At 64.1% G+C, this 15,393-nt stretch carries 12 protein-coding genes and 2 riboswitches; of the genes, 3 read left to right on the forward strand and 9 right to left on the reverse strand.

Features of this window, described 5'->3' with window-relative positions; all coding sequences use genetic code 11:
* Nucleotides 1–18: 18 nt before the first annotated feature.
* Together ABOA88_RS00495 and ABOA88_RS00500 are read right to left on the reverse strand one after the other, a co-directional pair.
* Nucleotides 19–1,371 carry a GntP family permease gene (locus ABOA88_RS00495; RefSeq protein ID WP_196161949.1) on the reverse strand — a complete coding sequence of 451 codons (1,353 nt, stop codon included), beginning with the start codon at nt 1,369–1,371 and terminating at the stop codon, nt 19–21.
* Nucleotides 1,372–1,470: 99 nt separating this feature from the next.
* The gene (locus tag ABOA88_RS00500) at nt 1,471–2,010 is read right to left on the reverse strand and encodes a gluconokinase (RefSeq protein ID WP_367850732.1); all 540 of its coding nucleotides are present in this window, start codon (nt 2,008–2,010) and stop codon (nt 1,471–1,473) included.
* Between the two features lie 209 nt (nt 2,011–2,219).
* On the opposite strand from ABOA88_RS00500, the gene ABOA88_RS00505 reads away from it, so the two are divergent.
* Nucleotides 2,220–3,239, forward strand: coding sequence for a LacI family DNA-binding transcriptional regulator (locus ABOA88_RS00505; RefSeq protein ID WP_196168211.1), 1,020 nt, complete (start codon nt 2,220–2,222; stop codon nt 3,237–3,239).
* 26 nt (nt 3,240–3,265) lie between these two features.
* Here the strand turns inward: ABOA88_RS00505 and ABOA88_RS00510 are convergent, their stop codons facing one another.
* The 7 genes from ABOA88_RS00510 to ABOA88_RS00540 all read right to left on the reverse strand — a co-directional run bounded on the left by ABOA88_RS00510 (nt 3,266) and on the right by ABOA88_RS00540 (nt 9,763).
* Nucleotides 3,266–6,553, reverse strand: coding sequence for a transporter substrate-binding domain-containing protein (locus ABOA88_RS00510; RefSeq protein ID WP_196168212.1), 3,288 nt, complete (start codon nt 6,551–6,553; stop codon nt 3,266–3,268).
* Nucleotides 6,554–6,566: 13 nt separating this feature from the next.
* A complete protein-coding gene (locus ABOA88_RS00515) occupies nt 6,567–7,181 on the reverse strand; it encodes a response regulator (RefSeq protein WP_367850733.1) in 615 nt (204 codons plus the stop codon).
* A gap of 224 nt (nt 7,182–7,405) precedes the next feature.
* A complete protein-coding gene (locus ABOA88_RS00520; RefSeq protein ID WP_367850734.1) occupies nt 7,406–7,648 on the reverse strand; it encodes a DUF1272 domain-containing protein in 243 nt (80 codons plus the stop codon).
* Nucleotides 7,649–7,684: 36 nt separating this feature from the next.
* Nucleotides 7,685–8,437, reverse strand: coding sequence for a precorrin-4 C(11)-methyltransferase (cobM, locus tag ABOA88_RS00525; RefSeq protein ID WP_196168215.1), 753 nt, complete (start codon nt 8,435–8,437; stop codon nt 7,685–7,687).
* Nucleotides 8,438–8,473: 36 nt separating this feature from the next.
* Nucleotides 8,474–8,884 (reverse strand): cobalamin biosynthesis protein, encoded by a 411-nt coding sequence (locus ABOA88_RS00530; RefSeq protein ID WP_196168216.1) that lies wholly within the window; start codon nt 8,882–8,884, stop codon nt 8,474–8,476.
* Entirely contained in the window at nt 8,884–9,567 is a 684-nt protein-coding gene (locus tag ABOA88_RS00535; protein ID WP_196168217.1) for a CbtA family protein, read from the reverse strand. The genes ABOA88_RS00530 and ABOA88_RS00535 overlap by 1 nt, the downstream gene beginning before the upstream one ends.
* Nucleotides 9,568–9,577: 10 nt before the next feature.
* Nucleotides 9,578–9,763, reverse strand: a complete 186-nt coding sequence (locus ABOA88_RS00540; RefSeq protein WP_196168218.1) for a CbtB domain-containing protein — start codon at nt 9,761–9,763, stop codon at nt 9,578–9,580.
* A gap of 93 nt (nt 9,764–9,856) precedes the next feature.
* Nucleotides 9,857–10,054, reverse strand: a riboswitch (cobalamin riboswitch).
* 207 nt (nt 10,055–10,261) lie between these two features.
* Nucleotides 10,262–10,459: riboswitch (cobalamin riboswitch) on the forward strand.
* A 100-nt stretch (nt 10,460–10,559) separates the two neighbouring features.
* Here ABOA88_RS00540 and cobW point away from each other — a divergent pair.
* Together cobW and cobN are read left to right on the forward strand one after the other, a co-directional pair.
* Nucleotides 10,560–11,627: a cobalamin biosynthesis protein CobW gene (cobW, locus tag ABOA88_RS00545; RefSeq protein ID WP_367850735.1), complete on the forward strand. Its 1,068-nt coding sequence runs from the start codon at nt 10,560–10,562 to the stop codon at nt 11,625–11,627.
* A 3-nt stretch (nt 11,628–11,630) separates the two neighbouring features.
* Nucleotides 11,631–15,392 carry a cobaltochelatase subunit CobN gene (gene cobN, locus ABOA88_RS00550; protein ID WP_196168220.1) on the forward strand — a complete coding sequence of 1,254 codons (3,762 nt, stop codon included), beginning with the start codon at nt 11,631–11,633 and terminating at the stop codon, nt 15,390–15,392.
* Nucleotide 15,393 lies beyond the last annotated feature (1 nt).

A 15,393-nucleotide genomic window follows, 5' to 3' on the forward strand; every position in this document is an offset into this window, starting at 1 on the left:
CACCACGGCGACGAATGGTTAGACCACCAGCGACAACAGCATGATGAAGATGATGCCTACCACCGACAGGATGGTTTCCATCATGCTCCAGGTCTTGAACGTCTCGGCCACGGTCATGTTGAAGTACTGCTTGACCAGCCAGAAACCGGCGTCGTTGACGTGGGACAGAATCAACGAACCTGCGCCGGTGGCCAGCACCAGCAGTTCGCGGTTTACGCCTGGGACCAGATCGATCACCGGCGCGACGATGCCGGCACCGGTAATGGTCGCCACGGTCGCCGAACCGGTTGCGATGCGGATCACCGCAGCGACCAGCCAAGCCAGCAGAATCGGCGAAATCTCGGCTTGCACCGCCATCTGGCCGATGACGTTACCCACACCGGTGTCCACCAGCATCTGCTTGAAGCCACCGCCGGCACCGACGATCAGCACGATGGCGGCGGTCGGGGCCAGGCTTTGGTCGAGCATCTTCATGATTTGCTGACGCGAGAAGCCCCGGGCCGAACCGAAGGTGTAGAACGCCAACAGCAATGCGGCGAGCAGGGCGGTGATGGGATGGCCGATCAGGTCCATCCACTGGCGCACGATGTGCTCGGCGGGCAGCACCACGTCGGCGAAGGTCTTGAGCAGCATCAGCACGACCGGCAGCAGCACGGTGAGCAGGGTGATGCCAAAGCTTGGCAGGTTGTTCTGATTGGTTTCCCGGGCGATCTGGTCCATCAGCTCCTGGGACGGATTGCCTGGAATGTAGCGGGCGATGAAATTACCGAACAGCGGGCCTGCGATGACTGCGGTGGGCAGGGCCACCAGCAGGCCATAGAAGATGGTCTTGCCGATGTCGGCATGGAAGATGCCGATCGCCAGCAGCGGGCCTGGATGCGGCGGTACCAGGCCGTGGACCACGGAAAGACCGGCCAGCAGCGGAATGCCGATCTTGATCAGCGAAACCCCGGAGCGGCGGGCCACGATGAACACCAACGGAATCAACAGCACGAAGCCGATCTCGAAGAACAATGGGATGCCCACCAGGAAGGCGGCGAACATCATGGCCCAGTGCACCTTCTGTTTGCCGAAGGCCCGGATCAGCGTTTGCGCGATCTGGTCCGCGCCGCCGGAGTCGGCCATCAGCTTGCCTAACATGGTCCCCAGGGCCAGGACGATGCCGACGAAGCCGAGCACACCGCCAAAGCCGTCTTGGAAGGACTTCATGACTTTGGCCACCGGCATGCCGGAGGTCAGGCCGAGAAAGCCGGCTGCCAGGGTCAGGGCGACGAAGGGATGGACCTTGAAATGGGTGATCAGCAGGATAAGTCCGACGATGGTGACCAGAGCGTCGAGCAGCAGGTAGGTATCAGTAGCCAGTCCGAACATGGTTCATGTGCCTCTGTCTTATCATTGTTTTGGCGAAACGATCGGCATCTTTCCATGCCGAGATAGCGCTGTCTTTGGTGAGCCGGGAAAACCGCCGGTTCAGGCGGTACGCGCCAGGCTTCGGTCACCTTGGGGCTTTAGCCACGTGTCTACCGCGACGGCCAGCGCTTCGATCGGCTGCGTGGCGTCCAGCGCCAGGGTCAGAGGCTCGCCATGGGGCGGCTCCAGCGCGGCGAACTGGCTGTCGATGAGGCTGGCCGGCATGAAATGACCGGGGCGGGCGAGTACGCGCTTTTCCGCTTCGGCTGGGCTTAGTTCGAGAAACACGAAGCCAAGGCCCGGCACGGCCTCGCGCAGGGTCTCGCGATAGCGGCGCTTGAGTGCGGAGCAAGTGAGGATGGGGCGTTCGCCGCCCTTGAGGACGGCTTGCAGTTCCTGGCCAAGACGGACCAGCCAGCCGGCGCGGTCGTCATCGTTCAAAGGAATGCCAGCGCTCATTTTCTGGATGTTTTCGGCAGGGTGAAAGGCATCGCCTTCAATGAGGCGGCCACCGCTCGTGCTGGCAATGGCAGCGCCCACGCAGCTCTTGCCGCAGCCTGCCACGCCCATTACCACGATTGCGGTCAGGGGAGAGTTCATCAGTACCTCCTGCGGGGTGAGATAGCGCTGTCTCGGTGCCGCTGAACAACGGAAGCGAGCGCCACCCTCCCGGGTGTTATTGGTCTTGTCTTTACGCAGTATGGACGCTAGGCGCACAGCCGCTACCAAAGATACATTGCCTGTATCCTGAGACAGCGCTACCTTAGTGGCCGTTCCCACTTCTGGCAAGTAGTAAAATTACAACACCCATGTCCCGTACAGGCTCGCGCACCACTGGTCGTCCCACCCTGGCAGAAGTCGCCAGACTTTCGGGGGTTTCCCCCATTACCGCTTCCCGCGCTTTGCGCGGTGTAAGCACCGTGGCCCCGGAACTGGTGGAAAAAGTCGTGGCTGCTGCGGCGAGCCTGGGCTACGTCGCCAATCCGGCTGCTCGGGCATTGGCGTCGGCACGCAGTGAGTCGGTGGTGGTGTTGATCCCCTCGTTGTCCAACCAGCTGTTCATCGACACCCTGGAGGCCATCCACGAAGTGATGCGCCCGCGAGGGTTGGAAGTACTGATCGGCAACTATCACTACGACCTGGCCGAAGAAGAAAACCTCATCCGCAACTACCTGGCCTATCAGCCCTGCGGGATCCTGCTCACCGGGTTCGAGCGCAGTGAGGTCGCCCGGCAGATGCTGACCGCCAGCGGCGTGCCGTGCGTGCACATGATGGAGCTCGGAGGCGAGGCGGGGCAGTTGTCGGTCGGATTTTCCCAGCAACAGGCCGGCCGCGCGGCGGCCCGGCACCTGATCGAGCGTGGGCGTCGGCGCCTGGCATTCATCGCTGCGCAGCTCGACCCGCGCGTCATGCAGCGCGCCGAGGGCTTCCGCCAGGCGCTGGCCGAGGCCGGTTTGCAGGCGCCGGAGCTGGAATTGCTGGCGCCACAACCGTCATCCATCGGCCTGGGCAGCGAGCTGTTCAGCCAGTTGCTTGCGCAGGCGCCGGATGTCGATGGGGTGTTCTTCTGCAACGATGACCTGGCCCAGGGTGCGGTATTGCAGGCTTTGCGCCAGGGGGTCGAGGTACCGCGCCAAGTGGCAATGGTCGGTTTCAACGACTTGCCTGCATCGGCGCACATGGTGCCGCGCTTGACTTCGATCCGTACTCCCCGAGCCGCGGTAGGCCGTGGCGCTGCCCAGGCGCTATTGGCACTGCTCGATGGCAAGCACGTAGCTACCGAGCAGCAGGACCTGGGGTTCGAGCTGATGGTGCGCGAGAGTTCCTGACTGGCCGGTGCGGCGCGGGGTAGGGCTTAGTCGGAGGCGGCGAGTGCCGCGAGCCCTTCGCGCAGTTCGCGTTGCAGTGCCTCCAGGCTACTTTCCAGGCGTTCGAGCAAGGCCTCGGTCGGCTGCTTTTGGGCGACGGCTTGTTCGACTGCTTCGCAATCGCGCACCACGCCCCGGACTTTCAGCATCTTCGCACCCCCCTTGATGCGGTGGGCCAAGGCATGCACCGCGTCGCTTTCAGGCGCCTCGCCGAGGGCGCGCAGGGCTTCGAGGTCTTCGCTGGCGCTGTGTGCCAATTGTTCGAGCAAGCGTCGGATCAACTGGTCGTCGTCCTGGGTCAGGTGACGCAACTCACTGAGGTTGAAGCCACTGGCTCTGGCAGGTTCCGGTGCAGGTGACTGCTCCTCCGCCAGGGCTGCGCTGGGAATATAGGATTTTAGGGCCTTCAGACCGATCGGTTTGAACAGGCATTCATCCATGCCATTGGCCAGGCAGCGCGCTTTTTCCTCGGCTTGGGCATTGGCCGTAACCCCGAGGATCAGGCAGGCGGGCAGACCCCGCTCCTGCTCCAGGGCGCGGATACGCCGAGTGAGTTCGTGGCCATCCATCACTGGCATGCTGCAATCGGTGATCACTACATTGAACTGGCCTGCTTGCCATAGGGCCAGCGCTGCCTCGCCATGCTCGGCCAGGGTCACCTTATGCCCCAGGGTGGTCAGTTGCTTATCCAGCAGCAGCAGGTTGGCGGGGTAGTCATCGACTACCAGGATTTCCAGTGGGCCGCTGCTCACGTCCTGAGCCGGCTCAGTCTGTTCGGTCTGTGCTGGCGCCGAGGTGGCCGGCAGGGTCAGGTCCACGCTCACCTTGGTGCCCATGCCCTCGACGCTTTGCAGTGCGAGCGACCCGCCCATCAACTCGGCCAGGGTACGGCTGATCACCAGGCCGAGACCAGCGCCTTTTCCGGCCTGGGGGCCGTTTACCTGGGCGAAGGTGCTGAAGAGTCGGGCCTGGTCGCTGGGGCTGATGCCGATGCCGCTGTCCTGTACGCACAACGAAACCCGGATATCGCCGGTGCCGTTGGGTGGGGCGAGTTTCAGCTTCACCTGCACGCCACCGCGGTCGGTGAACTTGAGGGCGTTGCTGATCAGGTTGGACAGGACCTGCTTGAGGCGCACAGGGTCAGCGAGCACCCAGGCCGGCGTCTGTGGTAGATCACCGTTCAGATACAAACCCTTGATCCGGGCATTGCCGTCGAACACGCGAAGGGTCGCGCGCACCAGCTCGACCAGGTCGATCGGTACCGGTTGCAGGGACATGTGGCCGGATTCGATGCGGGAGATGTCGAGGATGTCGCCGATCAGCGCGAGCAAGCCGATGGCCGAGTCATGGGCGGTGTGCAGAGTCTGCGGGTCGCTGCGGCCCCGGCGGCTGTCCTCGAGGGCAAGCTCCAGCAGGCCGATCACCGCGTTCATGGGTGTCCGGATCTCATGGCTCATGATCGCCAGGAAGGTGCTCTTGGCCTGGCTGGCCAGCTCAGCGTCATCCTTGGCCTGGCGCAACTGCTCCAGCAGACCGCGGCTGAGCGTCAGTTGCGCCTGCAGGGCGCGTTGGGCCTCGGTGCGCTGATTGATGAGCTTGCGCAGGTAAGTGTTCCAGAACACCACGCCGGCCAACAGCACGGCGGCCAGCACCAGCACTTGCAGCGCCAGGGTGCGGTAGTTGCGCCAGGGGCTGTCGCTGACCAGCGTATTGGTGTGCCATCGGTTGACCAGTTGGTCCAGCTCCTCGGGCGGGATGTTAAGCAGGGCTTTGTCCAGAATCGACTGCAGCACCGGTAGATCCGGCGCGATCGCAAAAGCGGCGCTGGCGGGGTCGTCGCTTTGCAGGCCGGCGATACGCAAGCCATTGTTGAACACATGGCTGATGTAGTAGCTGGCATTGATGTGGCTGCTCAAGGCCACGTCGGCCTTGCCACTGGCGACAGCTTCCATCAACTCCAGGTGGGTTTCGACCTCGACCAGGCGGGCGCCAGGATATTGCCGTTGCAACGCCTCACGTTGAGGGGAGCCGCGCAACAACGCGACACGTAGCCCATCGAGTGTCATCGGCGTGTCGATCCAGGGGGTGTCGCTGCGGGTGACCAGGACCCGAGGGCTTACTACGTAGGGACGGGTAAAACGAAGGCGCTTCGCACGTTCGGCGCCATAGCCCAGGGCGCCGATCATCTGCGCCTCCCCTTTGGCCACCTGGTCGACCATGTCTTGGATCGAGCCGACTTCGACGATCTCGAAGCGCAGGCCAGTCTGCAGGCGGATGCGCTTGAGCAGATCCAGGGTGATCCCGGTCGGGTGCTGTTGGGCATCGTTGAAGGTCAGGGGCGCCAGGGAGGGATTGACCAAGACCCGTACCTTCGGGTGGTGCGTTATCCAGTCCCGCTCCTCAGACGTGAGGGCGCCGACCGGATTTTTCATTAACAAACTGGTATTGCCGCTGCTCCAGCGCCGCAGGATGTTCAGGCGCTCACTGTCGCTGATCCTGGCCAGGGCCTCATTGACCAGACGCTGCATGCGCGGATTGTCGCGGGCCAGGGCAAAGGCGAAGACATCGGCGGGCAAGGGGCTGAAGTGATCGATTTTCACCAGGCCCTGGAAGCTCTTGCCGATCGCGTAGTCAGTACTGATGGCATCTCCCAGATAAGCGTCCACCTCACCCATCGCCACGGCCGACAACCCGGCCAGTGTTGATCGGTACAGGGTCACTTGGGCATTGGGATACTGTTTGCGTACCAGCTTTTCGGGCAAGTAATGATCGACCATGGCCAGGCGTAGCTCGGCCAGCTCCGTGCCATAACGGCCGAGCATACGATCCTGCTTGCTGACGACGACCGGCAGGTCGTCGGCATAGGGATGGCTGAGGACCAACTGCGCATCGGCGGCCTCGAAGGCGTTGGAGCTGCCAAGCAAGTCGATCTTGCCAGCGTGCAGCGCATCGATGGCCGCCTGACGGGTGGGGAAGCGGCGAACCTCGACCGGGATGGCGAGCTGTTCGCCGATCAGGCCCGCGTAGTCGGCACTCAGACCTTCGAAGTCGGCGGGGCTGGTGTTGATCTCGAATGGCGGGTAGTCAGGGCGCGAGCTGCCTAGCACAAGGGCTTTGCGGCGCTCGAGCCATTGCCGGTCATCCTGTTGGAGCAACAAGGGGGGTGAGGCGCTCAGTGAGCGGGCGAGCAGGTGCCGGGCTTCGCTGTCGCCATGCGCCACAGCGCTGATGGCCAGGAGCGCGCCCAGCAGCAGAGTGAACACCGTGCCTCTCATGACGGTGGGGTGTTCAACTGACGTTGTTGCGTTTGGCCAAGTCGACCATTTCGACCAGAGACTCGGTCTTGAGTTTGTCCATGATGCGTCCACGGTAGGTGCTGATGGTTTTGGCACTGAGGTTCATGCATTCACCGATGAACTTGTTGTTCTCGCCGCGGGTGAGCCGGCGTAACACTTCCATTTCACGGTTGGGGAGGCTTGCGAGACGACTGCACTCGCTTTCGAGCGAGTTGCTGTTGACCGACATCTGCGGAAAGGTGGAGTAGCCCTTGACCAGCGCTTTGAGAGCGAACACCAGGGCGTCGAGGTCTTCGTCCTTGTTGACGAAGGCGGCGATACCGGCATCTAGGCAGCGACGGACATACAGGTCGGCGGGTTGACCGGTGAGCACCATGATCTTCGGTGCCGGCTCCAACAGTTGCAGGCGTTTGATGACCTCCATGCCATCCAGGCCAGGCAGGCCGATGTCGAGGATAACCACATCCGGGCGTAGCTGGCGAGCCTGCTGCACGGCATCGATGCCGTCACCGGCTTCACCGATGACCTGAAAGCGTTCACGTTCGAGCAGCATGCGCACAGCTAGTCGAACGGTGGGATGATCGTCAACCATTAAAACGGTTGTCATTGGATAACTCCTGTAGGAATTTGGTCCGTTTCCTGAAGTCCCGCAGGAATACGTGAAAGGGTGCCTGCGCGGCAGCGCGCAAGATTACGTAGATTCCTCTCGCTTGGTAGTGGGATGTGTAGGTTTGTTGAAAAAGCGAAGATTATTGTTGAAAAGGCCTACAAAATATACATCTCTAATGAAGCCCGCCCAGGGCGCCAAGGACGGGCCACGCATAGAATAGGTCAGGAACACCCTGGGTGAGGTTTGAGGACGCGCAGGGATGAGACCGGATTGCGGCTCAATGCCGTCCCGATCCTTGTTGGGCGAGGCAATAACTGGCCGCCACAATTCGGGCAGCGCCCCTGGAACTGACGTTCATTGCACGTACGACAAAAGGTGCACTCGAACGAACAGATCAACGCATCCTCGCTGTCGCCTGGCAGGTCGCGGTCGCAGCATTCGCAGTTGGGGCGTAGTTCGAGCATGGAGTGAGTTCCTCGTTCCTGTCAGAAAATGCCCGCTCAGCCGGCGGGACGATAGAGGTGGGCGTGCCCGGCCCGGTAAAGGGCTGACTCGGCGAAAGGTGCATCGCCCAGCACATGGCCCACCAGGATCAATGCGGTTCGCCGGAAATCCTTGGCCGCCGCGAGCACGACGATGTCCTGCAAGGTGCCGCGTACCCAGTCTTGGTCCGGCCAGGTGGCGCGATGAATGACGGCGACCGGGCAGTCTGGCCCATAGTATGGCAACAGTTCGGTGACGATACGCTCGAGGTGCTTCACGCCTAGGTGGATCGCCAAGGTGCTGCGGTGGCGGGCCAAGTCAGCCAACTGTTCGCCAGCCGGCATGGGCGAGCTGTCGCCATAGCGGGTGAGGATCACCGTCTGGGCGAGCTCCGGCAAGGTCAGTTCGCAGCCGAGCAGGGCGGCGCTGGCGGCGGTGGCAGTGACACCCGGAATGATCTGATAGTCGATGCCCAACTCGCGCAGGTGACGTATCTGCTCGCCGATGGCGCCATACAGACTGGGATCGCCACTGTGGACACGGGCCACATCCTGGCCGTTTTCGTGGGCGCGGCGCAGGGCTTCGATAATCTGCTCGAGGTTCAGTTCGGCGCTGTTGATCACCGTATCGGCGTTGTTTCCCTCCAGCACGGCTGGTGGGACGAGGGAGCCGGCATAGATGATCACCGGGCACTGGCGGATCAGGCGTTGCCCCTTGACCGTGATCAGCTCCGGATCGCCGGGCCCGGCACCGATGAAATAGACCGTCATGGGAAATCCTTGCAGATAGGCAGTAATTGGACGCGATTATCGGCCACGGGCCAGGGCAAGGGTAGCCTGGCCGAGCACCTGGCGTGTCACCAGCAAGCGCGAGGTGCCAAGTGCGCGTGCGGCCAGTGCCAGGGCCGCGCTTTCGGCGACGCCCCAGCAGCCGCTGTGTGCATAGGCAACAGGCGAGCGATGGCTGAGCTGCGGCTCGAAGGGCTGTAGGTCTGTGGCCGGGAATACCATCAGGGGGATGCCCAGCCGTTCGGCTAGGGCCTGCAACCCAGGCTCATCGAATTTGAGATCGATACTGGCGAGGCCGACCAAGTGGTCGGCGGACAGGCGGTGTGTGGCCAGGGTCGTGCGCAACAGCTGCTCCAGGGTTTCGACCGGGCAGCCCTTGCAGCAGCCGAAGCCGGCATAGAATACCGGCTCGGACGACACGTCGCGCATCAGGCCTGGTTGGCTCGGCGATAAAGCCAAGCGCTGAGCAGGCCAAGGGCGAGCCAGAACGCGGCGTTGGTCAGCCAGGAGGCGAGCTTGAACTGGGCCACCAGTGCTTCCGGTGCCAGGCTTTCATGCACCGGTGGTTGTGGTGCGCCGATCACGTGTGGCACCACCAGCAAGGCAACGCCTAGCACTTTGAGCAGCCAGTGCTGGGCAAATACCACTAGGGCCAGGCCCGTGGCCGTGGCGGCCGCAGTGCCGATCCACCAGCTCTGGCGTTGCCCCAGGTCGGCGGCCGCTGTGCCTGGCAGCTCCGGCGGCAACCCCAGTGTGGGTGCCAGGCAGAACACGGCAAAGCCCGCCAGCCCCCACAGTGCCCCGGTCATCACTCGGTTCGGCTCGCGCAGGCTGTACAGCGCGGCGAGGATCAGCGCGAAACCGACCGCCACCACGAGGTTGCCACCGGTGGTGGCGAGCAGACGCTGCCAGCCATCCTCCGGTGCCCAGGCCTCTGTGTCATGGGAATGCGCAGCGACGGGGCTGTCATGCTCATGATGCTCGGGGACGGCGCTCTCGAAGGTTTCTGCCTGAAGGATCAACGGGCTGACCCACAGACTTTGCAGCAAGGTCAGCAATAGGGCGGCGAGCAGCCCGCTGAAACCTGCTGTACGGGCGATGCGCTTGATCATGCAGGTGTACTCAATGGCAAGGGAAGGCGGCGCTGTGGCGGGTATCGTGGGCGGCATTGTGCACGGCCTCGATGTGCGAGAAACCGGCGAAATAGACCAGGCACAAGCCCAGCAGGCTGGCGCCGACGGCAACGACGACACGTTGGCTGAGGCTGACGGGAGTGGCGATGCTGTGTTTGGTGCTGGTAATCGACATGGGGCGTTCCTCTGCTTTTTATAGGCGGCGGACACGCGCGTCATCCCGGGCACGATTGACCCAGAAGAGGTGACAGCGCCCGCCCACCGCGGGGTGTTCTATTGACGCCAGGCCGGTCTCCGGGCTTGCGAGGAGGAGCAGGGCTCCTGGAAAGCATCACCTTCCCATGCCATACGACGCGGCACAGTGGTCAAGACGCTTCGCTCGCTTACCGTTGCGGGGGCAGCATCGGCTTGGTTACCGATTTCCCGTTTCACCCCTTGACGGGGCACCTGAACGCAAGGTGCAAGCAAAGCATGGGGGCGACGTGGCGTCAATCTGCAAGGTTGCGGTGCGCCGATCCTTCAGAGGCTAGGCGGTAAAAGATCGAGCTCGCTTGGAATCCTACCGAATAGTGCGCTTCGCGGGTGAACCCGCTCCCACAGGGGGCAGGGCGACTGTTCCAAGCGGCCTGCCTCCAAACTGACGCGCCGTGGTTGACCGCCTGCCGGCCACTGCGTAGCCTTGCCGATTCGAGGTTCTCCGGCGTTGGCCGGAGCTAAGACGGGAACGCGGTACAAGCCGCGGCTGCCCCCGCAACTGTAGGCACCCACCCGGATCGACACAGCCACTGCGCCCAGGCGCGGGAAGGCGTCGCTCCACCGGCACGGCCGGTAAGGTGCAAGCCAGGAGACCTGCCTCGAGACGATTTCGACTTTCAACCGGGCGGGGTGATCCGGTGGCGAACAGGCCCGGCCGGCAAGGCTCGCGGCACTCGTCCTGCATGCCCGCGCCATCCTGCCAAGGGCATCGCGACATGAAAACACTGGCCAAGCTCCCCGTCACCATCGTCACCGGCTTCCTCGGTTCGGGCAAGACCACCTTGCTGCGCCACATGCTGGACAACGCCCAGGGCCGCCGCATCGCGGTGATCGTCAACGAATTCGGTGAGCTGGGCATCGATGGCGAGATCCTCAAGCAGTGCAGCATTGGCTGTACCGAGGAAGAAGCCAGCGGCCGGGTCTACGAACTGGCCAACGGCTGCCTGTGCTGCACCGTGCAGGAAGAGTTCTTCCCGGTGATGCGCGAGTTGGTCGCCCGCCGCGGCGATCTGGACCACATCCTCATCGAAACCAGCGGCCTGGCCCTGCCCAAGCCGTTGGTGCAGGCCTTCCAGTGGCCGGAAATCCGCAATGCCTGCACCGTCGATGCGGTCATCACCGTGGTCGATAGCCCGGCCGTGGCCGCTGGTACCTTCGCCGCGTACCCGGATCAGGTGGACGCTCAACGCAAGCTCGATCCCAACCTTGACCACGAATCGCCCCTGCATGAACTGTTCGCCGACCAACTGGCCAGCGCCGACCTGGTGGTGCTGAACAAGGCTGATCTGATCGATGCCCAAGGCCTGGCCAAGGTGCGCGCCGAAGTCACCGAAGAGCTGCCGCCGGCGGTCAAGGTGATCGAGGCCAGCAGCGGCCGTCTGCCACTGGAAGTGCTGCTGGGCGTGGGCGCCGAGGCTGAGGCGCACATCGATGGTCGCCGTACCCACCATGACGCGCACCACGACGGCGATGATCATGACGATCATGACCACGATGCCTTCGACTCCATTTCCATCGACCTGCCAGAGGCGGACGAAAGCCTGCTGCTTGATGCCCTGACCCAACTGGTGGTCGAATTCGGCATCCTGCGCGCCAAGGGCTTCGCTGCCATCCCCGGCAAGCCGATGCGCCTGCTGATTCAGGGGGTGGGCACCCGTTTCGACAAGCACTTCGACCGCGCCTGGCGCGCCGACGAGCCGCGCATCACCCGCCTGGTACTGATCGGCCAGGCACTGGACGCCGCCGCGCTCGAAGCGCGCCTGCGCCAGGCCCTGGACGCCTGACCCATGCACCTGCTGCGGACCCAGCCCGGCGGCTTCGTGCCGGACGACAGCATTGCCGACCTCGGCCAGACCCCGGCCGAACTGGTGATCCTCTGCAGCGGTGATTCGCACCTGGCGCTGCTCGCCGAAACCGCCGAGCAGTTGCCGGAGGATTTCCCCAGCCTGCGACTGGCCAACCCCATGCAGGTGCAGAACCACGCTTCGGTCGATCTGTACATCGATCAGGTGTTGCGCCATGCCAAGGTGATCCTGTTGTCCTTGCATGGGGGTGTCGGGTACTGGCGCTATGGTGTCGAGCAACTGGTCGAACTGAGCGCCCGGGGCGTGCAGTTGATCCTGGTGCCCGGCGACGACCGCCCGGACCCGGAATTGACCCAGTTGGGCACCGTGACCGGTGACCAGGCCGAGCGCCTCTGGCATTACCTGCGCCAGGGGGGCAAGGCCAATGCCGCGAACCTTTTCAATTGCCTGGCCAGCCTGTGGCTCGGGCGCGAGTACGCCTGGGAAGAGCCACAGCCCTTGCCGCGTACTACGGTGTACCACCCCGCCAAGCCCAGCGCCGTGTTGCAGGACTGGTACCGCGAATGGCAGCCCGACTGGCCTGTGGCCCCCATCTTGTTCTATCGCTCGCACTTGCAAGCGGCCAACACGGCGTTTATCGATACCTTCTGCCAGCGCTTGCAGGCGGCGGGGCTCAATCCGCTGCCTATCGCTGTGGCCAGCCTAAAGGAGGCGGCCTGCCTGGCTCAGGTCGAGACCTGGCTGGATGAAGTCGAGGCTGAGGTGGTGGTCAACACCACCGGTTTTGCCTTGTCCAGTCCGGAGCAACCTAACCTGCGCCCGCTGCGCCGAGACATCCCGGTGTTGCAGGCAATCTGCGCCCAAGACAACCAGCCGGCCTGGGAATCCAACGAGCAGGGCCTGGGCGCGCGGGATCTTGCCATGCACATTGTCTTGCCGGAGTTGGACGGGCGCATCATCACGCGCCCCGTGAGCTTCAAGGACCTGGCCTGGCGCAGCGAGCGCAGCCAGTCCGACGTGGTCTGCTATCGCGCCCACCCCGAACGCATGGATTTTGTCGCCGAGCTGGCGCGTCGCTGGGTGGAGCTGGCGCGTCTGCCCAACGCCCAGAAACGCGTGGCGTTGGTGCTGGCCAACTACCCGACCCGCGACGGGCGCATCGGCAACGGCGTGGGCCTGGACACACCCGGCGCAGCGCTGAACATCCTCCGGGCGCTGCAAGGGCAGGGGTACCCGGTGCAAGGCCTGCCTGACAGCGGTACCGCGTTGATCCATCAGCTGTTGGGTGGGGTGACCAACGACCTGGATCATCTCGACCAGCGCCCCTGTGCCCAAAGCCTGAGCCTTGCTGATTACCATCAGGCCTTCGCCGCGCTGCCTGAGGCCAACCAGCGTGCGGTGCTGGAGCGATGGGGGGCGCCTGAGCAGGACCCCATGTTCCGCAGCGGTCGGATGATGATCGCCGGCCTGCGCTATGGCCTGACCTTCGTCGGCATCCAGCCGGCCCGGGGTTACCAGGTGGACCCCAGCGCGGTGTATCACGACCCGGACCTGGTGCCGCCTCATGGGTATCTTGCGTTCCACTTCTGGCTGCGCAACGGCTTTGCCGCCGATGCGGTGATCCACGTGGGCAAGCACGGCAACCTCGAGTGGCTGCCCGGCAAAGGTGTCGGATTGTCTGCGCAATGCTGGCCAGATGCGTTGCTCGGGCCACTCCCCAACATCTACCCCTTCATCGTCAACGACCCGGGCGAGGGCGCCCAGGCCAAGCGGCGCACGCAGGCGGTGATCATCGACCACCTGATGCCGCCATTGACCCGCGCCGAGACCTACGGCCCGCTGCGTCACCTGGAGCGTCTGGCCGACGAGTACTACGAAGCGCAACTGCTCGACCCGCGCCGGGCACGCGAGCTGCAGCGCGACATTCTCGAACTGGTCAAGGCCAACCACATCGACCGGGAATTGCAGCTTGAAGGCCAGCTCGAAGACGCGGCCATCTGGTTGCCGCGCCTGGACACCTACCTGTGCGACCTCAAGGAATCGCAGATCCGCGACGGCCTGCATGTGTTCGGCCAATCTCCCGAAGGGCGCCTGCGCAGCGATACGTTGCTGGCGTTGTTGCGTGTGGAGCGCGGTGACGGCAAAGGTGCCAATGCCAGCCTGATCCGTGCGCTGGCCAAGGCTCTGGCACTGGGATTCGACCCGCTGGATTGCGAATTCGGCCAGCCTTGGCAAGGGCCGCGCCCAGCCGTGTTGCAGGCGCTCGATACCACGCCATGGCGCAACCAGGGCGATACCCGCGAGCGCCTGGAACACTTGGCGCTGGATTTGATCGAGCGGGCGCTGGCAGGCCGCCTGGCATTGCCTGAGGATGCCGCCTGGCAACCCGTTGTCACGGTGATGCAGGCGCTGGTCGACACCATCGCCCCGAGCCTGGACGCTTGCGGGGCGGCAGAAACCGACGGCCTGCTGGCCGCACTGGCCGGGCGTTTCGTCCCGGCCGGGCCCAGCGGTGCGCCCAGCCGGGGGCGTCTGGACGTGCTGCCCACCGGGCGCAATTTCTATACGGTGGATGTGCGCAACCTGCCCACCACCACAGCCTGGCGCCTGGGGTTCGCCTCGGCGAACCTGATCCTTGAGCGTCACTTGCAGGACCATGGCGACCACCTGCGTCAGCTGGGACTGTCGGTCTGGGGCACGGCGACCATGCGCACTGGCGGTGATGACATCGCCCAGGCCATGGCACTGATGGGGGTGCGGCCGGTGTGGGCCACCGGCAGTCAGCGGGTCGACGATTTCGAGATCCTGCCACTGAGCCTGCTCGATCGCCCGCGGGTAGACGTCACCTTGCGCGTCTCAGGTTTCTTCCGCGACGCCTTCGGCAACCTCATTCGGCTGTTCGACGCGGCGGTGCAGGCCGTGGCGGCGCTGGACGAGCCTGACGACCTCAACCCCCTGGCCGCGCGGGTGCGAGCCGAACGCGAGGCCATGCTGGCCGACGGCGTGGACGCCGAGCAGGCGGCGCGCCAGGCCGGCTGGCGTGTCTTCGGCGCCAAGCCCGGCAGCTACGGGGCCGGGGTGCAGAATGCGATCGACGGACGTTTATGGCAGACACGCGGCGACCTGGCCGAGGTCTACCTCAACCATGGCGGCTACGCCTATGGCGGCAGCGACGAAGGCACACCGGCCCGCGCCGCGTTCGCCCGGCGTTTGGGCCAGGTCCAGGCGGTGCTGCAAAATCAGGACAATCACGAGCATGACCTGCTCGATTCCAACGACTACTACCAGTTCCAAGGTGGCATGCTGGCAGCGGCCGAAACCCTGGCCGGCACCGCCCGGGCCAGTTATCACGGCGATCACAGCCAGACCGACCGGCCACGCATCCGCACCCTCAAGGAAGAGCTCAACCGGGTGATCCGCGCCCGCGCCCTGAACCCTAAGTGGATCGAGGGGGCCAAGCGCCATGGCTATAAAGGTGCCTTCGAGCTGGCGGCAACGGTCGACAACCTGTTCGCCTTCGACGCCACCACGCACCTGATCGACGATCACCATTACCAGTCGCTGGCCGATGCTTATGTGCTCGACCCAGCGACCCGAGACTTCCTGCAACAGCACAACCCCGAAGCCCTGCGCGACCTGACCGAACGCCTGCTGGAAGCCCAGCAGCGCGGCCTCTGGGCGTCGCCAGGGGCCTATCGGGAAGCCCTTGAAGAGCAATTGCTCGATGGCGAGGAACAGGCCTGAA

Source organism: Pseudomonas sp. PKS, from assembly GCF_051913525.1.
GTDB lineage: Bacteria > Pseudomonadota > Gammaproteobacteria > Pseudomonadales > Pseudomonadaceae > Aquipseudomonas > Aquipseudomonas guariconensis_D.